Origin of the sequence: Acinetobacter sp. ANC 4470, from assembly GCF_002135335.1 — a bacterium.
GTDB lineage: Bacteria > Pseudomonadota > Gammaproteobacteria > Pseudomonadales > Moraxellaceae > Acinetobacter.
In genome coordinates, this window is sequence record NZ_NEGC01000001.1 from 511,025 (window position 1) to 527,947 (window position 16,923).

18 protein-coding genes are annotated in these 16,923 nt (G+C 39.8%); 8 read left to right on the top strand and 10 right to left on the bottom strand.

Annotated features, from left to right (window positions below):
• Nucleotides 1-54 precede the first annotated feature (54 nt).
• From B9T25_RS02375 to B9T25_RS02395, 5 genes are all read right to left on the bottom strand, one after another.
• A complete protein-coding gene (locus tag B9T25_RS02375) occupies nt 55-282 on the bottom strand; it encodes a helix-turn-helix transcriptional regulator (RefSeq protein ID WP_086186869.1) in 228 nt (75 codons plus the stop codon).
• Nucleotides 283-372: 90 nt separating this feature from the next.
• On the bottom strand, nt 373-1,263 hold the full coding sequence (locus B9T25_RS02380; RefSeq protein ID WP_086186870.1) for a hydrolase or metal-binding protein: 891 nt from the start codon (nt 1,261-1,263) through the stop codon (nt 373-375).
• A gap of 184 nt (nt 1,264-1,447) precedes the next feature.
• The gene (locus B9T25_RS02385; RefSeq protein ID WP_143222452.1) at nt 1,448-2,512 is read right to left on the bottom strand and encodes a YqaJ viral recombinase family protein; all 1,065 of its coding nucleotides are present in this window, start codon (nt 2,510-2,512) and stop codon (nt 1,448-1,450) included.
• Nucleotides 2,513-2,680: 168 nt separating this feature from the next.
• On the bottom strand, nt 2,681-3,718 hold the full coding sequence (locus B9T25_RS02390; protein WP_086186871.1) for a DUF932 domain-containing protein: 1,038 nt from the start codon (nt 3,716-3,718) through the stop codon (nt 2,681-2,683).
• Nucleotides 3,719-3,808: 90 nt separating this feature from the next.
• Complete coding sequence (locus tag B9T25_RS02395) at nt 3,809-4,054, bottom strand: hypothetical protein (RefSeq protein WP_086186872.1); 246 nt, start codon at nt 4,052-4,054, stop codon at nt 3,809-3,811.
• A gap of 521 nt (nt 4,055-4,575) precedes the next feature.
• Between B9T25_RS02395 and B9T25_RS14515 the strand changes: the two genes are divergently transcribed.
• The 6 genes from B9T25_RS14515 to B9T25_RS02420 all read left to right on the top strand — a co-directional run bounded on the left by B9T25_RS14515 (nt 4,576) and on the right by B9T25_RS02420 (nt 6,725).
• Complete coding sequence (locus B9T25_RS14515; protein ID WP_171262697.1) at nt 4,576-4,716, top strand: hypothetical protein; 141 nt, start codon at nt 4,576-4,578, stop codon at nt 4,714-4,716.
• A 69-nt stretch (nt 4,717-4,785) separates the two neighbouring features.
• Nucleotides 4,786-5,064 (top strand): hypothetical protein, encoded by a 279-nt coding sequence (locus B9T25_RS02405; RefSeq protein ID WP_086187032.1) that lies wholly within the window; start codon nt 4,786-4,788, stop codon nt 5,062-5,064.
• 12 nt (nt 5,065-5,076) lie between these two features.
• Entirely contained in the window at nt 5,077-5,226 is a 150-nt protein-coding gene (locus B9T25_RS14520; protein WP_171262698.1) for a hypothetical protein, read from the top strand.
• Between the two features lie 59 nt (nt 5,227-5,285).
• Nucleotides 5,286-5,705: a hypothetical protein gene (locus tag B9T25_RS02410; RefSeq protein ID WP_086186873.1), complete on the top strand. Its 420-nt coding sequence runs from the start codon at nt 5,286-5,288 to the stop codon at nt 5,703-5,705.
• 10 nt (nt 5,706-5,715) lie between these two features.
• Nucleotides 5,716-6,057 carry a hypothetical protein gene (locus B9T25_RS02415; protein WP_228146842.1) on the top strand — a complete coding sequence of 114 codons (342 nt, stop codon included), beginning with the start codon at nt 5,716-5,718 and terminating at the stop codon, nt 6,055-6,057.
• Between the two features lie 107 nt (nt 6,058-6,164).
• Nucleotides 6,165-6,725, top strand: coding sequence for a hypothetical protein (locus B9T25_RS02420; RefSeq protein ID WP_171262699.1), 561 nt, complete (start codon nt 6,165-6,167; stop codon nt 6,723-6,725).
• A gap of 50 nt (nt 6,726-6,775) precedes the next feature.
• Here B9T25_RS02420 and B9T25_RS02425 read toward each other — a convergent pair whose 3' ends face one another.
• The 5 genes from B9T25_RS02425 to B9T25_RS02445 all read right to left on the bottom strand — a co-directional run bounded on the left by B9T25_RS02425 (nt 6,776) and on the right by B9T25_RS02445 (nt 13,992).
• A complete protein-coding gene (locus B9T25_RS02425) occupies nt 6,776-7,747 on the bottom strand; it encodes a YagK/YfjJ domain-containing protein (RefSeq protein WP_086186874.1) in 972 nt (323 codons plus the stop codon).
• A gap of 260 nt (nt 7,748-8,007) precedes the next feature.
• On the bottom strand, nt 8,008-10,341 hold the full coding sequence (locus tag B9T25_RS02430) for a hypothetical protein (RefSeq protein ID WP_228146843.1): 2,334 nt from the start codon (nt 10,339-10,341) through the stop codon (nt 8,008-8,010).
• 566 nt (nt 10,342-10,907) lie between these two features.
• Nucleotides 10,908-11,639 carry a Fic family protein gene (locus B9T25_RS02435; protein WP_086186875.1) on the bottom strand — a complete coding sequence of 244 codons (732 nt, stop codon included), beginning with the start codon at nt 11,637-11,639 and terminating at the stop codon, nt 10,908-10,910.
• Between the two features lie 319 nt (nt 11,640-11,958).
• Nucleotides 11,959-13,323: an ATP-binding protein gene (locus B9T25_RS02440; RefSeq protein WP_086186876.1), complete on the bottom strand. Its 1,365-nt coding sequence runs from the start codon at nt 13,321-13,323 to the stop codon at nt 11,959-11,961.
• On the bottom strand, nt 13,324-13,992 hold the full coding sequence (locus tag B9T25_RS02445) for a response regulator transcription factor (RefSeq protein ID WP_086186877.1): 669 nt from the start codon (nt 13,990-13,992) through the stop codon (nt 13,324-13,326).
• Nucleotides 13,993-14,109: 117 nt separating this feature from the next.
• Here B9T25_RS02445 and dsbD point away from each other — a divergent pair, with 117 nt between their 5' ends.
• Both dsbD and B9T25_RS02455 read left to right on the top strand, forming a co-directional pair.
• Nucleotides 14,110-16,065 (top strand): protein-disulfide reductase DsbD, encoded by a 1,956-nt coding sequence (gene dsbD, locus B9T25_RS02450; protein ID WP_086187035.1) that lies wholly within the window; start codon nt 14,110-14,112, stop codon nt 16,063-16,065.
• Complete coding sequence (locus tag B9T25_RS02455) at nt 16,062-16,907, top strand: TlpA disulfide reductase family protein (protein ID WP_086186878.1); 846 nt, start codon at nt 16,062-16,064, stop codon at nt 16,905-16,907. The genes dsbD and B9T25_RS02455 overlap by 4 nt, the downstream gene beginning before the upstream one ends.
• Nucleotides 16,908-16,923 lie beyond the last annotated feature (16 nt).

Below are 16,923 nucleotides of genomic sequence, written 5' to 3' on the forward strand. Positions count from 1 at the left end.
AAGAAATGACGCATTAAGGTAAACAAAAAAATAAGGGAGCTTTCGCTCCCACACTTATCGACTTCGTATCTTGCCTTCAAGCCACTGATGAACTTCTAAAGCCACCCAACCAATACGTGATTCACTTAATCGTACTGGTTTTGGAAAATTGGGATCATAGTACTTTGAGTTCATATTTATCATCTCGTAAATTTTCGCACGACTAATGCTGGTAAATTGAATTACATCTTTAATATTAATAATTTGATTCATCTGAAATGTCTGGCCTGTGATCGCATTCATAATTCTTACTCCTGATCTTTAATGCGAGCGGCAATTCGCTCAAATGATTGAGCTATTCGTAAATAATAACTTTCGCCTTCTGTCCAAGTCTTAATTCACGACCCTGACAGACTGCTGTAAGCCTTTCTGAATATCCTGCACATGTGTAAGATCTTGCCCCTGTTCAAGTTTTTCACCTGCATCTACATAAAACTCCTCAACCGCATCCAACCCCTCTTCTGCATTCACCTCAAACCTCGCATTGCCATAACCCTGCCTTGCCACATGATCTAATGCTTCTTGATAAAAGCCAGCTGCCTTACTCTGTTCATCAATCTGCTTGGCTTGAACAATGGCATCATTCAAACTAACACCCTCGCGCAAAGTGAGATCGACGTAATACACCGGCTGACGATAACTTTGTGTTGTACTTTTCCCCCTGAGTGTCAGCTGTAAAGGCAAACATGAAAGTAAACCACCCGATGCTGCATGGTAATAGCTGAGTCTCGCAGCCAAAGTCCGAATACTATTAAAGCCCGTGGTTCTAAAAATGAATGTGCCCAGTTCATCCGATTCATCTAAGTTCACGTGCAGACGTCCATAGGGTTTGCAGTTACCGCCCTGTGCGAGTTGGCATAAGTCAGGTGATGGGCATGGATGTTGTTCAATGCCCTGTTGAGTCAGTCGCTGGCAAGTTTCACCATCCCCCACACAAACAGGTCTACCCGTTTGGCGGTCAAATAAACTGTACTCCGCGCGTAGATTGAGTTCGGGATCATTGAAGATCATGCGTACTGGAATAGTTCTCAGTTTCTGATTCGGTGCGTTGGCTCGAAGCTGCTCATCTAAGGGATGTTTGACCCAGCCATCTTTATTCTGGATTTGACTGGTAATCGTAAATTGGTCATCTTTTTCAGGCAGGCGTTTACTGTTCTTTTCAACCATTTTGCCAATGCTGATTCTGCCCAATATTGGCGGTGTAATTGCTAAACCTTTAATCATATTATTTTCCTCATTCAGTTATTTTTTACGTTTGTCTGGTTGATATGTAGAAATCATTTATTTCTTCGCAATTCAGTCCATTTAGTTCTCTGTAGGTACTTCGGTGCTTACAGGGAACGGGGGCTGTTTTGCGATTTTTTGCAGATATGCACTGGATTGGATTATGGTTAAGATGAAATTTTGTTTATTCGTCATCATGGCTGTAGATGTTAAAACGCCGTGTGCCCTGCTTGCTTTGTGGAAATTGATTCAACATTTCAGGATGCAGTTTAAGTAAGGCTTTGCTGTCGAGGCTGATCGAATCTTTGGCCTTTTTCCATGTCACTGAACCTGTCTTAAAGGTCGCTCGTTCTGCTTCCTGCATGTGGGCTTGCAATTGGTGCTTGAGTTGATCGAATTGCTGTTGATGCTTTTCGATCTGATTACGCGCTTGAATGAGTTGCTCAAACTGTTGATTGGCTGTTTCATCTTTAGATAAGTCTGTGGTACTGAGGGGCACGTGCTCGGGATACAGTTGTTGTAAGGCTTTGGCTGCTGATGCGCTGGCGTCTGCATCAGGTGGCGTGTCTTTTTCGACACAGTCCCAGAAGTGACGTTCGGCATTGATGATGTGCTGGATAACACTTTCACTGCGAGTAACTTTGAAGATCCGCGTTTCATGCCCACAGAGTAAGACACAGATATGGGCTGCTTTTTTACCTGTCACCGCGAGTTGATGCTGGACTTGGCAGAGCACGTATAAAGGCACACCATCGCGCCACAGTTTCGCCCCATATTCTCCCGCAGTTTTACATTCTAGAATTTGCACATCCGCATCACCCACCACGGAATAATCCAAGTTGGCAAGCATGAAATGCTTGTCTGGATCACGGTGTTGTAACACCGCATTCACCCGTCTCACTTTATAATTGGTGTGCATGCTATAGTATTCCGCCACCAACGGTTCTAAGCGTTTCCCCCAATACAAAGGCGCATGCCCTTCACTTTCATCTTCAATCGATTGTTTCACTCGGCCTGTTTTAATCATCCACAGTTCTAACATCGACATATACGGATTCAGACCACAGGCTGCGGCACAATCACTGCTGCCAATGCCTTGGCGACGCACTTCTAACCATTCGGCTTGACTTAAGTTTCGGGTATCGACAAAGCGTTTGGCCGTAAATAGTTTGGGTGCAATAAAAGCTGTGGCTGGTGAGTTAATGTTTGCTGTAGGTAATGTTGTTGCGGTGGTCAGGGCGATATTCATATTAAATTCCTATAGATGTTAAATTGGGGCATAAAAAAACCACATCCGAAGATGTGGCTATGCCTTTATTTATTAAGTTAAGATAATGAGATAGAGGGATCAATAAGGAGAGTAAGCTTGAGCGATATCCGTCTGCTTAGGCTAAGCTTGAGTATTCGCCCGATGCATTTAAGTCAACATGCGTAACGCCTGTTCTAAACTGCGTTGCTTTAAACCAGCCCCTGCACCAAACCATGCTGAATCCAAACGATGATCTCGACTCATTGCCCGACGCTCATGGTCAATAAACTCAGTCATGGAACAGAGTAAGCCATAAGCCGTTTCCTTGGCTGAGGATAGCTCTGCGCCCCGTCCATGACCATTGAACATGCGCATGACTTTCGACATTGATCGACCATTGGGTTCTGTTTTAGCACTATTGTTCTGTGCTTGTGTCGCCACATTGCGATAGAACTGAATAATGCTGTCATCCTGTTCTGTATTGCTTAAGCTGGTGTTATTAAACACCGCATCGAAATAAGCAGCAGCTTCGGTCTGGGTGACTTTGCGCTGACTGAGTTGTTTCATTTCATACATATGCTCCTCCCATGCACGCACCGAAATCCCCAATTGTTGTTTCACCTTGTCGGCATCGAACTTGGTGCTGTGCGGGACTTTGACCACACCTACACTTGATGCCTGCCCACGTAAGGCAATCGCTAAGGTGTTGTTACAGACCACACGAATACTGGTGAATTGCGCCGTGGTGGCAAGCGTTCCATCACAGGCTGTAGCCAGTAAAATATAACCATTACTGACATCTTTGCCTTTTAACGCTGTGCTTTGTCCTGTACGTGCCAAGGCCCAGAACTTCTTCCCGCCTTTCAGCACCCCTGCGGTTTCCAATTCAAAGCCTGCTTGTTCGGTCAGGTCTTTATAGAAATGTAGGATTTCTTTAGGTTGCACTTCTTGATAACGCTGACTGACCACCGATAAAGGTGCATGCGTGTCCGAACGGTACAACACCCGCTGTTCTTCAAACGGCATAATGATGTTTTGACCCCGTTGGTTTTGTGCCATGTAACTGACATCGGAGGATTCAATACGCCAGTCCATGCCTGCCTGCTGTGCCCAAACGTCAATCGGTTGATGATGGGTGAGTTGATTACCGAGACCATGCCAAGGGGTTTGTCCGACATAGGCCATTTGTTCAAGTTGATGTGCCATAAAATAAGTCCTTATTTTTAATAATGAATAAATTGAAATATCCGTCACTGCAAAATATGCAGCACTTTAATATAAAAGTTGAATGAAGCTCTATTTACGAAATGGCGGTCGCTGTGAAGACTGGGTTTGATCTGCAATCACTAGAATCACCCCACCGAGAATGGCGCCTGCAATCCCGCCAATAAAAGACGAGTAACCCAGTGACTTGGCTAAGGCAATGCCCAGTACCGCCAATGTGGTAGGTGAATTGGTTAAGCCTAAGCCCTGTACAATCGGCCTTAAGGCTTCACGCTGTGGATACGACTCTTCTTCTTGATCAAAATCGAGATAGGGCATAAAAAACTCCTGAAAAAATGTGCCTATGCATTCGCTCGATATTTACCATTGAATTGGTGAAACCTGAGCATCTGCTTCATTCAGGTGTTATGTATCTGAAATTATTTACAATCCTGTTTTGCTTATTTTTTAGGTCGTTGTAGCACAACCATCAATAAATGAAATTGACCCCAACAAGGCTTGGCATTATGATGAGCTTGCTGGCCTACATTGCCAGTCGGTTTTGACAGACCGTTGATCCAGCACGATATATAAAGTTCCTTTTATATGTCGTGGAACCCTCGTGTCCCCCTTTTTTTCTATGGTAGGACGGGAGGGGGACGCTTTATGCGTGCTGGTTCCTTGGATCCCAGTCTGTCAACCCCTTCTCGTTCTGCCACCATAATCAATTGACAGTGATTCGGTAGAACTTCTTATAATTCCAAGGAGTCAATCATGACTGTTTTCTTATCCGCTGTTTGTTGTATCCCCATCCCCTCTCGTCTGCCCAAACAATACGATCCATCCGCTTTGTTTCGGTAATGCAGATCATTGCTCGCCTGATTTTAATCATTGGGGTATTGGTCTGGCTTGGCCCTGCTGTCATTGGCTTTTTGTTGATGATGCTGCTGTTCTGGCTCTTGGTTGCACTGGCAGGTTGGAATAAACCACCGCACTCGTAAAACCATTTCATACCATCTACACCATTGAAATCAGACGTCGATCATCCTCTGTTTAGGACGAGAATTATGATGTCTCTTTTTTATCGCCTGCCCTTGCTGGGTATTGCGCTACTGACTGCTGTTGCCTTAACGGGTTGTGAAAGTAAATCTAAACGTGAATTTAATGCAGGATGCCAATCGGGTGGAACAGATCGCTCAACCTGTTCCTGTGTCTATGACCAATTAGAAGCGCATTATTCACCAACCGTCATGCAAAAACTCAGTGAGCAAAATGTCAGCCATCTTGATCTACCGACTGATTTCGGTGAACAAATGGTGCGTGCTGCTCAATACTGCCAATCTCGTTAGGGGGGAACGACCATGCAAATCAAACATTATCTGATTGGGGTTTATATCGTGATTGCCCTGCTGTTTTCAGCCTACTTAAAAGGTTGCAGTGCTACGGCAGATCGAAGCTACGCTTATAACTTAGGTAAAGCAGTGGTTTGGCCGATCTCAATGTTTAATTGATATCTCACTTTGAGTCTCATGCATAAAACATCCAACAATAACAATCTGGAACTTAACTTATGAATAATAGAATCAACGTATTTTTACAATGCAGTGCCATCACCGCCTGTCTGCTTGGGGCGACCAGCAGCTATGCTGATATTCGCACTGCCAGCAAAATCTATAACAATCCAGCCAGTGCAGTGAAAGTCACGCGCTGTCAGGGGGATCAGTACTGTAATGCTTTTTATGGCTTATCTAAAGAATGGCAGATCATCCCGAAAAACTACAAATTAAGTGGCTATAACCTCAGAAGCTTTATTGCTGAAAATGATGGTTATGGCTTAAATCGAGGCTTTTCACCGCCGTATAAAAAACATGCTTCAGAAATCTTGGATGCAGGTGATGTGACTTTTAACGAAAATGCACGCAATGATGCTGATCGTCTGGTCTTTGTCAAAGGCTTAGCAGTTTTACAGTATTTAGAACATCAAAAATAAGGACATCGCCATGAACAGCATCCAAAAAACAAACATGAAGAAAATTACCCAAGCACTTTTGCTCACTACGGCGCTTACAGGGATTAGCGTCAGTGCGATGGCGAAAAGCAATCAAGTTAGCGTCACTGTAAAGAAAATTGAAGGCTATGGTGAGTCAGGTGATGCATTCACCTTTAAAGCGGTCTCAGGCAAGCGCTATATGGTCTATAACGCAGGTGGCACTAGCCCAATCCAAGGTGAAGCCCTGATTCAACACTCGGCGAAATCCAAGCAGAAAATTTGCTTAGTGCTCGATAGCTATCCGAATGAACCGCGCATGGTGCAAGCCGTGAAAAAAGGTGCATGTAAATAAATCACGCCCTCTGTTCCAGTGTGTCTGCACGATGAATTGAATCAGCGCAAATAATTGTCACCCTAAAAGATGCACTGGGACAGCGGAACATATTTTGAGAAAACAACATGTCTAACATAAAACGTATGCTGCCGTTTGCTCTGTCGATGCTCATGCTCAGTGCGTGCAGTCCATCACAAGATACGGCTAAAAGCCCAGCAAAAGACAGCTCAACTGAACTTGATCCAGCAACCCAAAAGTTCATGCAAACCGATTTAAGTGAATCTACAGCCAATGATGAAATCCCCGTTTTATCAGAAGCTGAATTGAAACACTATGAAGAAACAGGCAGTTTGCCTGAAGATGGATCAGATGCTGAAACTAACGTACAGGCTGAAGTTGAAGCACAACCAGATGAACAGTTTGACATCCGAGTCTATCGTGCTGAATCTCAAGGTTCAATGACCGGTTATTCAGACAAGATCGATGTTGTTTCACTCAATGATCAACCCACCACGATTACAGGCATTCAAGTCAATCGGGGTAACTGTGCTATAACGAGCATGTATCATTTTAAAAATATGCGCTATGGTTCAGTGGCTTTGGCGTACCCACGCTGTAAAGTCGAACACATCCGTGAAGTCAGTATCAGCACAACCCATGGCACATATGCTTATCGGATTGGTTAATTTCTACATAAGATGTGTAATGCTGTAATACATTACACATCCACTTTACATTAGGAGTAGTAATCTTCACACAGTTTGAAGCCTTTAAATTCGGGTAAGACAGATACATTACAACCCCGTCGTGTATCAATAACGTACTGACCTTTACCAAAGCTTCGCATCCCCTGCACTTTAACCCGAAGATGCTGATGGTCTTTTTCAGGATTAACCAAATACATGGCAGCATTGATTGCATTCTGTACTTGTTCAGGCTTGTTACGATGGATCATACCGATGCCTAAACTGCCTTTTTGATTAAAGCGTTCTTTGTAATCAGGAGAGTTAGAGGTAAAGACATAACCTTTATTCTTTGTGATATTAGTCCAACATTGTCCAACCTGTATGGCCATACCGAAATCTTTTTGATGCTTATGTCCATCGTAGATCAGTAATACGTGACAGTGATAGCCTTTCCTTTCACCTTGTTCAATAGCCCATACATACCCCTGTAGGTCTTTGAAACAGGTATCTTGATTCTGTACTCGATTAAAAAAGGTACGCAGGTACTGATTAAATTGTTCAATACCAACCTCATGCTGATACTCTAATGCAATGCTTAAATCTACCCGTATAAACAGCAGTTTTGAATAATGCTGTGTCAGTTGTTTTATGTATTCTTCTAAACCATTTTTATTTTTATTTTCTTGACGCTTAAATAAGCTTAATTCATCTCGAACATCACGATAAACTGCTAGAGCAATAGTATTGAGATAATGCAATTGAAATTCTTTTAAATCCTCAATACTGCTTATTGATGGTAAGCATAACAACTCATCAAATGCACGTACTATTCTTCGAAATAGATCAATACTCTCACTGTACTTTAAATGAGCTTGATATATGGTTTTAAACAAAGGTATGAGTTCTTTTAATTCAGACCTAAACTGCTGTGGGTTAAATTTTTTAACGTAGATTGACTGTATAAATTGATCTATCGCAATCAGTACTTGTGACTCATTCAAGCTTGATGGTATTAAGCACATATAAATATCCTAGTGATTGTTGAACTCATATCACTAGGCATTAAGTTATCTTTTACCTAAGAACTCATAGTATGTAATCAATTGAGATTAATAGAATATTAATAAGATATAGATATTCAATACTAATTAGATATATATTCATTATATTAAAAACCCACTACGGTTCCTGTAGTAAAGCATCGTAGTTTACGAAAACCAGAAACTATTAAAATTCCTTACACCACATCAAATTTAAGATAACAGAGTAAGCTAAAGTTAAGTTACATATCACCAGTATTTTCTGGATTATCGACAGACGCTTTTGAAATTTTCTTATTGCTAGACTTTTGGATAGAAGCATTCTTTCTCTCTGCAACAACACTACTGCTTTTAATCAAAAACTCAGAGTCTGATTTTGCTTGTCTAGATCTCTGCGCTTTTATAGAACTTTTCATAAAAATACTATGACTTAAGAAAGTTGGAATAATTTTTTGTAAAAAATCCGATTTCCTTTGCTCATTGGTTGATTCAATCAGCAAACGATTTAGTGAATATTCTTCATTGGTCCGCATTATTGATTCACCTTGTATTTTACAGCTTTTGAAATTGGGCTTTTCATCCATCTCTAAAATTGACTGTGCTTTGTCTTTTACAAACTTAACCCACTTCATATTTAATGCTTGAATTATTGAGGTTGGGTCGGCAAATGCACGTTCATCAAGTACAATAAACACATCAGCGTAAAAATGCTGTTCTTCATTTTTACGCCATAACCCAAAGTAACCAGTCTTCCACGATAAAGGTTTAGCCGTTTGTGCTTGGTGTAAAAATTTGCTCCATAAAACTGCTAATTTTCCCTGAGGTATAGGTTCAGACTCAGGAATCAATTCAATTACAACTCTAAGAATTAAACCGTCTTTTTTCATCAAATGTGGAAACAACGTGGTGGCTGCTTCTAGGTGGTCGTTATATTTTTTATAAGCATCTATTCTAATCTCTTTAATTGATTTGTCGTTAGAGCCAAAAAAAGATTTAGTGAATATATTACGCAAGGCCAGAATATATAAATTAATATGATTAATGGATTCTGTAGAAACCTGCAAACTTGTTAGTTGTTTTAGTAAATCCCTGCTTTTTTCAAAAAGGTCATTTTCGTGTAATCGAAAACTTTGTATTGTTTTTATATCGTCAGTCTCTACTTGATTTTCACCTAACATAATAAATTGTTGACCAAGCCGAGTAATCGCTCCACGCAAAACCTGCCGTGTCAGCTGATCTGTATCACTGGATACACTGAGTTCAAATGCCATTAGTTGGGTTGTCACAAGTGTTTCAATAAAAATCTCAATCTGCATCATAGTTTGAACTTTTTTAGGATCAGACTCAATCTCACGATAGGAATGCATGACTGCTTCAATATAAGCTTGGCTGGTTTGAGAAAGACTGCGTGTACTCCAAACAGATTTTCGCTCTTTTTCAGACAAAAATGGCTGAAAAAGTTGATCTAAAGTGCTTTTGGCTTTTTCTATTTCCTTGAGAGAGTCCTTTATACTATCATTGTACTCATTCAGAACCTCACGCTGATCTACTCCAGCCAAGCCTATGTATGCACTTAACTTTTCGTTAATTGCTAAGGTATTTTTTAAATGATTTGGTAATTTAGGCTGAATGTACAAGTCAAGCGTGAAAAAAAAACTTAAAACCCAATACTTAAATGCTTCAATATTTTTTTGTTGTGAAATCTTGATTAGACCGACAGCAGTTTTTGAATAATTCCTTCTGATGAGTTCATTCCAATTCCGAATCTCAACATGATATAAATTACCCATTAAGTGCTGAATTTTTTGCTGTAACATTTCTATTGAGCCATTTTCAGAAAACTCTTTGGAATGTTTTAACATCAAAATGCAATGTAAATTTAAATCATCTTTAGTGCCATTTGTTTCAACTTTAGTTAATCCACTAAGGAGCTGAAAAAACCCAGCCAGAAGAAACTTGATGTTATATAAATTGTTGTAATGCATATCTCCTACTTGAGTCAGTAAGTTTGATTGTGGTTTAAAAAAGCCTTGAATGCGAATATCAATTGCGAGCACATAAACTGATGAATGTGTTCTTAATAAACCATTAAAATCTTCAGCCTGTTGGCTCAATTTATCTAATGCATATTTTTCTTGCTTACGATCTTCATCAATACCACGCTCAATTTGGTCTCTAACATAGGTGATCAGTTGAGATATATGCTGATAAGGAAACGTTTTACTTGTCCATGGTACCAATTGGGAATGGTCATCGAGAATAAATGCATCTTTGGCATATTCGAATTGCATATCTTCTGGTACTAGCTGGTATGAATCAATAGCGTATTTTTGCTTTAGGCTATATTTAACACTTTTATCAAACTGTACATATCCTTCATAAACACTTTTAAAAAAAAGATGATTAAAAATTTCAGGGTGTGGAAATAAATCTTTTTTCAAACGTAATTGATTGAACGAATCACAAAACTCAGCAAGCTGCTGTTGATCCTCTTGATGTCTGAATTTAAAAGTAAGCGAATCCGCATTCCAGATATCCTCTCTGATTTCTTGCGCAAAACTATCTAGCTGCTTCAAAGCATCGATAGTTTCTTTAAAAATTAATTTTTCACCAAAGCCTTCTTTATAACGTGTTGAGTATGACGTTGGAACGTCTATGCTTTAACAATCTAAAAAAATCATCTTTTAAAATTTTTATTGGTAAAATCATACTAAAATCAACTGATAACTAGCTATATCAACACATAATACCGGATTTAAAAGTTATTAAATCCTTATTAATCACATAAATTTTTAAATAAATCATCTTAAATACAATATAAAATCATCTATTTTTAATTAATTTATCACTCACTATTTTTATAAAAATCATATAAAAAATTGCACATGAATGCGCAATTTTCATACATACGATGTCAGTAATTGGGTTCAATAGACGGGAAAATTGATCAAGGCTTTAGTGGAGTTTTAATGATTTTTTAGAAATGCAGGTTTTTTCCTAAGCATCTTTTTTATTATTTTGGGTTGATATGCTGAATAACTTAGAGGAAAAATATTTGGGTTGTTCACGTAAAGTTAACAGCAAGAAATAGCCTGCTAACTAAGTTAAGCTGATATCAAGCCATATCTATTTTCAACCACTATTAAAGCCCTAAAACCACCTGATAAGGCTTAAATCCATCTAGCACAACAGTAGCAACTAAATTCATAAATGACTCGGTATTACCATAGGCCATCCATTGATCAAGAGCCTCATAGTAGGCTAGTCGATTATCCACAGTAATCACGCTAGGTGGGTAACCTGATTTAAGCAACTCAAGATTCATCAACAACCGTGATGTACGACCATTTCCATCAATAAAGGGATGAATGCCTACAAAATCAGCATGAACCTTGGCAGCTCGTTCAAGTGGATGTAGTTTATGGGCATCAGTGTTATACCAATCTATAAACTGAGCCATTTTGTCGTTTAGCAACGTATAGTCTGGTGGATTAGTCGCAGCACCTGAAATCAATACATTCTGCTGACGATATCGCCCCGCATTTTCATCATCAATATTTTTTAAAATCAATTGATGAATATTACGAATTTGCCATTCTGAAAAGGGCTCATCTTTTTTGATTATGTCTTCAACATACAAAATTGCATCACGATGATTGATCGCTTCAAAATGTTCATTCAAAGTCTTTCCAGCGACAGTAATTCCCTCTAACACGACTTTGGTTTCTAACAACGTTAAGGAGTTGCTTTCAATGGCATTAGAGTGATATGTCCAACGTAGAATAAGATCTTCTTGCAAATTCCTCGTTATTGAAGATGGAAATGGTCGATATTGATCTAATTTGGCCTTTAAATTATCAATGAGCTCAAACATGCCAAATCTCTGTAAAAACAATCAAAAGATCATACATTAAGCTTTTATGCTAAAATAGCCACAATACTTCAATGAGTAACGTAGTACCCAAATTCACTTGGGGGTATAAATGGGGGTATAAGAGATTTCATAAAAATATATTAATAATAAATATCAATTACTTATATCTATTAGTTTATTCCCTCTCTCGCCATTTTCTATTCTAATAATATCTTATGATGTCTTTAAAATCTTAAATCTAAAGGGTTTAGGCTTTTTATGTATTTATTGAACATATGAGACAGAAAGCTTCTTTTGATCAACTTATTTCGTTGGTAAATTATGCACGAATGTGCGGACTCAATTTAACAGTTAAACCATGAGGTTGAGATACTTGAAACTCAAGGCTATAGCCATATTTGCTCAGAATCATTTTAACTAAAGATAGCCCCAACCCATGCCCTGATTGTTGTGCAGATTTTCGCCAAAAACGTTGCCCCAAGTTTTTCACTTCATGTTCACTTAAAGTGTTCCCATTGTCCCGAATAAAAAGTGAATTGTCCTGCATACTGACAGAAATGACATTTGCCTGTGCATGTAAAACTGCATTCTCAATAAGGTTTTTGAGCACGGTATAAAGCGCAAAATACGGAAGATCAATCGTTGTTAAGCTTGTCCAATCGATCTCTAAACTGTGATCAAGCTCAGGATACGTGGGCCTTAAATCTGCAATAACGTGTTGCAGTACAGATGTCATATCTGTGGCTTCTAACTTCTGTGTGACCTCTTGATCTACCGCTGTCAGTGCTAAAAGTTGTTCTAATAATTGTGCATATCTGCGAATGCTGATATTGGCTTGTTGAAGACTATCCTGTAAATTTTGTGGAGTATGTTGTTGCTGTGCAATGAGTTGCGCAAGTTGCACATGGGTTTTAATCGCGGTTAAAGGGCTACGTAATTCATGCGCGGCGTATGCGGTAAAGACTTTCTCATTTTCTAAACTATGATGTAATTTTTGAATCAACTGTGTTGAATTATCAACAAAAGGTTGTACCTCTTGCGGAATATTTTTAGGGTCAAGATTACTTAAATATGTCGTTGCTTCACCAAGTGATAAATCTTTACGACTCAAATGTTGCGCAAGAATATCAAGACTTTTAAATTCTTTACGTACAATTAAAAGAATCAATGCCATACAAATAAGCAATGAGAAAATCAGTGGAATCAGCATAGATTGCAAAATCTGCTGTAATAGTGAATCGCGTAAGAACATCCGTTCCGCAGCCACGACCTGAATATCATTTTTACGTAGCACATAACTACGCCACTCCACCCCACCTTGTTGCCAAGTGCTAAACCCAAGCTGTTGCTGACTTAAGTTCAGCGGTGCACCGCGCGTTTTTGCGACCACATGCTGACCAATAGAAATATCTGAGCTGAATAAAGAAATTTCACAGGCAATGAGATTTTCAGCATCGGCTGGCTTATTGGGGTGTTGATTCAGTTCGTTATGCAGCGCTTGCATCGGGAGCTGCTGAATTAAACGTGCAACCATCTGTGCCGAAGCCAAAAGTCGTTGATCGAGCGTATCTTGTAAGCGTTTTTGCAGGTCAACATACAACCAAACAAATACAATACTCCATAGACAAAGAAAGACCAGCAATAAACTGGTGACCAAACGCCATTTCAAACTATAACTTCGCATCTATTCTGACTCGGGCACTTTAAACATATAACCAATTCCACGAATGGTCTGAATAAAATCGGCATGTAATTTTTGTCTTAAATGATAAATATGTACATTCAACGCATTACTTTCGATGCTGTCTTGATACCCATACAGTTTGTCGAGTAATTGCTCATTTTTCAGAACTTGATTGGGATGGCTCATCAGCGTCTCAAGCAAACTGTATTCACGCCTTGATAGCTGAACCGGTTGATGTTGATAAAAGACTTCTTGGGTGTCACGATTTAAACTCAAATTTTCAAACTGCAGAACATTCGATGAAAAACCACGGTGACGACGTGTGAGCGCATGAATACGAGCAATCAGCTCATCCAGTTCAAAGGGTTTTGTCAAATAATCATCTGCACCTAAGTTGAGTGCTTCAATACATTGCTGGGTCTGTATTCGTGCAGTCAGTACAAGTACGGGGGTATGAATCTGATCTTGTCGCCATTTTTTAAGTAAGTCCAAACCGTCCTGATCGGGCAATCCTAAATCAAGTAAGCACAGATCTACGGCGCTATGACGGATAAAATAATCTGCGGCACTGGCTGTACTGACATGCTCTACAGAAATATTTAAAAAATTCAAAGCCGCACAAATGCTTTGTGCAATATACGGATCATCTTCCACTAAAACGACAAACATACGGATTCCTATGAGTTGTGCATTTATTTTATAAGCGATTGTTGCTGTTAATGCTCTCTTAATTTTAGTTTTTGAATAATAGAGTCCCTAAAATGAAACACGATACTGAAATTGATGATGATAAGGTTGCTGAAAATATTTTTTATCACGCTCGCTGTTTTGATAAAAACAGCGCACGCAGATTTTCTTTCACCTGATCAAGCCTTTCAGTTTCAGGCTGTCTCAACCAGTCAAAATGGTGCTGAACTGACATGGAAAATTGCCGATGGCTATTATCTTTATCATGATCAAATTAAAGTGAGCCACAATCAGAAAGCACTCAAACTCAGTCTACCCACACCACAAGACAAAGATGACCCAACCTTTGGGATGACCCGAGTTCATTATGGTCAAGTCAATACACATATTCCTGTACAGCCGAATCAGCAGCTGAATATTCAGTGGCAAGGCTGTGCAGACAGCGGTTTATGCTATCCCGTACAACGTACAACGATTCAAAGCAATGAAGAAGGATTATTGCCTGCACAGAGACTCGACGAAAGAGCAAAACTATTAAATGTGATCGCAACCTCGACTTTGGCGCCAATCCCGCTCGCTGAACAAACTGAAACACCACAACAAAAAAAGGTGGCTTTAGCACCAGAAAATTTAGCAGATGATCACACCAAAGAAGCGTCTGAAGCTCAAATACAGGTCAATCAAAGTACTTTGCCGCAAGATGAAATAATGGTGCAATCATCAGATGAAGTGAGCGCTCAATCCGCATCTGAGGCACAGCCTGAGCAGAATACGACTTCAATCAAATTACAGTGGAATAATGACCAATTCTTTTTTAATTTGCTATCCGATCAAAACTTAATATTGAACGTGTTGGTATTTTTAGGGCTTGGGATTTTATTGGCATTTTTACCTTGTTCCCTGCCCTTAATTCCTATTTTATCGGGTATTTTAGTACAGCGTAATCGTGGTTATCGGGCTGCATTAATTGCAGGAGCTTTTGTTTTTGGCTTGGCAATGGTCTATGCAGGAATGGGATTAGCTGTTTCACAACTGGGTTCTAACTTTCAGCGATGGTTCCAAAGCCCTATTTTTATTGGTTTCTTTGCCCTACTCTTTATTGTATTTGCGTTTAATTTATTTGGTGCCTTCCAGTTGTCCTTACCACAAGGCGTGTTACATCGCCTTGATCAATGGCAACAAAAACAAAAAGGAGGCACCTTAATCGGTGCCCTACTCATGGGCATGATCGCGGCATTAATTGTTGGGCCATGTATGAGTGCGCCACTTGCTGGAGCCTTATTATTTGTTTCACAGCTGAATCATCCTTTAATGGGAGCCACCTACTTATTTGTACTGGGTTTAGGGATTGGTTTACCCATATTTATTGCCTCAGTATTTGGATCAAAATATTTACCTAAACCAGGCTTATGGATGGATCGTCTTAAGTTTAGCTTTGGCTTTGTCATGTTGATTCTTGCTATTTATTTTGTACGTCCTCTTGTTCCAAGTATGTTGTATTTCAGCTTGTTCGGTATCACTTTACTGTTCCTTGCAGGCTACTGCATGCTGAAAATCCTGCCAAATGTAACGCGAATCATCACCAAAGCAATGATCATTGTTCTTGGTCTAGTCATTGGTTCTGGAGGTATCTGGCATATCGACCAAGCCATTACCCAGATGAGTGTGACCCAAGCAGAGCAAACCTTGGCATGGCAACGGGTGAGCACTGCGGATGAACTAAGTACTGCACTCAATCACTCTGCTGGCCAAACCGTCATTATTGATGTATATGCGGACTGGTGCGTGGCCTGTCAGCCCATTGAGCATGAAGTTTTACCTCGTGAAGATGTGCAAGATGCTCTGCGCAATATCGTCAGGATTAAACTTGATATCACCCATTACCATCCAAGCCAAAATGATTTGTTAAAAGAATGGCAGATTCTTGGCCCCCCAACCATGATCATGTTGGATGCTTCACACCAAGAACAGCGCGAACTTCGACTGACAGGCACATTTAGTGCAACCCAGTTAATCTCACGATTAGCGCAACTTCAGATGAAGGAGGAGCAATGATTTCATCTGAAGCCTTACACCTTGGGCCATTTATATTGCCTTGGACACTGATCATTATTTTAGTATCCATGATTATGGTGAAAATCATTGGTCAGGTGCTTGGTCAAAAACAACGGTGGGATCAACCGGCAAACCAAGTTTTCTGGGATTCTTTATGGACCAGTTTTTGGATTGGCTTAATCGGGGCACGTATCACCTTCGTACTGTTACATTGGGATGTGTATTTCGCCTCCCCTATCGACATCGTCAAAATTCAGGATCAGGGTTTTCATTTAATAGGTGGTACTGTCGCAGGTAGTGCATGGTTCTTTTGGAAAAATAAAGGCTTATCTAGAAAATCTAGAGCCATGTTTATTTTCATTTTTACTGTGCTACTGAGTATAGGTATTGCGATTCAAACCAGTTTGAAACAGGAAGTACATTTTCCCAATTTAAATTTTTCTTCCTTAACTCAAAGTAGTGAAGCATCAGAAAAAATTTCACTCAAGCAATTTATTGGACAACCGACCATCGTCAATATGTGGGCAAGTTGGTGCCCACCCTGCCACCGCGAAATGCCTGTTTTACAACGGGCACATGATCAACACCCTGAGATGAATTTCATCATGCTGAATCAGGGAGAAAATCAGGTCGTGGTACACGACTATTTAAAACGTTATAGCCTTGATTTTAAATATGTACTGCTTGATCCATTTGGCGAAATGCCACAAAAAATGAATATGCATGGATTACCAAGCACTTTATTTTTTAATGCACAAGGCCAGTTGATAGCACGTCATATGGGCGAACTGACACCTGCAATGTTGCAGCAATATTTAAAAAAGATCTCAACACAACCGTAATTTTATAGTGAATTTT

What these genes read in the sequence shown, in the direction of transcription:
- B9T25_RS02385 (WP_143222452.1), bottom strand. Translation starts at nt 2,512, where the DNA reads ATGAATATCGCCCTGACCACCGCAACAACATTACCTACAGCAAACATT.
- B9T25_RS02375 (WP_086186869.1), bottom strand. Translation starts at nt 282, where the DNA reads ATGAATGCGATCACAGGCCAGACATTTCAGATGAATCAAATTATTAAT.
- B9T25_RS14515 (WP_171262697.1), top strand. Translation starts at nt 4,576, where the DNA reads ATGCAGATCATTGCTCGCCTGATTTTAATCATTGGGGTATTGGTCTGG.
- B9T25_RS02455 (WP_086186878.1), top strand. Translation starts at nt 16,062, where the DNA reads ATGATTTCATCTGAAGCCTTACACCTTGGGCCATTTATATTGCCTTGG.
- dsbD (WP_086187035.1), top strand. Translation starts at nt 14,110, where the DNA reads ATGATAAGGTTGCTGAAAATATTTTTTATCACGCTCGCTGTTTTGATA.
- B9T25_RS02435 (WP_086186875.1), bottom strand. Translation starts at nt 11,639, where the DNA reads ATGTTTGAGCTCATTGATAATTTAAAGGCCAAATTAGATCAATATCGA.
- B9T25_RS14520 (WP_171262698.1), top strand. Translation starts at nt 5,077, where the DNA reads ATGCAAATCAAACATTATCTGATTGGGGTTTATATCGTGATTGCCCTG.
- B9T25_RS02410 (WP_086186873.1), top strand. Translation starts at nt 5,286, where the DNA reads ATGAATAATAGAATCAACGTATTTTTACAATGCAGTGCCATCACCGCC.
- B9T25_RS02445 (WP_086186877.1), bottom strand. Translation starts at nt 13,992, where the DNA reads ATGTTTGTCGTTTTAGTGGAAGATGATCCGTATATTGCACAAAGCATT.
- B9T25_RS02440 (WP_086186876.1), bottom strand. Translation starts at nt 13,323, where the DNA reads ATGCGAAGTTATAGTTTGAAATGGCGTTTGGTCACCAGTTTATTGCTG.
- B9T25_RS02390 (WP_086186871.1), bottom strand. Translation starts at nt 3,718, where the DNA reads ATGGCACATCAACTTGAACAAATGGCCTATGTCGGACAAACCCCTTGG.
- B9T25_RS02405 (WP_086187032.1), top strand. Translation starts at nt 4,786, where the DNA reads ATGTCTCTTTTTTATCGCCTGCCCTTGCTGGGTATTGCGCTACTGACT.
- B9T25_RS02395 (WP_086186872.1), bottom strand. Translation starts at nt 4,054, where the DNA reads ATGCCCTATCTCGATTTTGATCAAGAAGAAGAGTCGTATCCACAGCGT.
- B9T25_RS02420 (WP_171262699.1), top strand. Translation starts at nt 6,165, where the DNA reads ATGTCTAACATAAAACGTATGCTGCCGTTTGCTCTGTCGATGCTCATG.
- B9T25_RS02425 (WP_086186874.1), bottom strand. Translation starts at nt 7,747, where the DNA reads ATGTGCTTAATACCATCAAGCTTGAATGAGTCACAAGTACTGATTGCG.
- B9T25_RS02380 (WP_086186870.1), bottom strand. Translation starts at nt 1,263, where the DNA reads ATGATTAAAGGTTTAGCAATTACACCGCCAATATTGGGCAGAATCAGC.
- B9T25_RS02415 (WP_228146842.1), top strand. Translation starts at nt 5,716, where the DNA reads ATGAACAGCATCCAAAAAACAAACATGAAGAAAATTACCCAAGCACTT.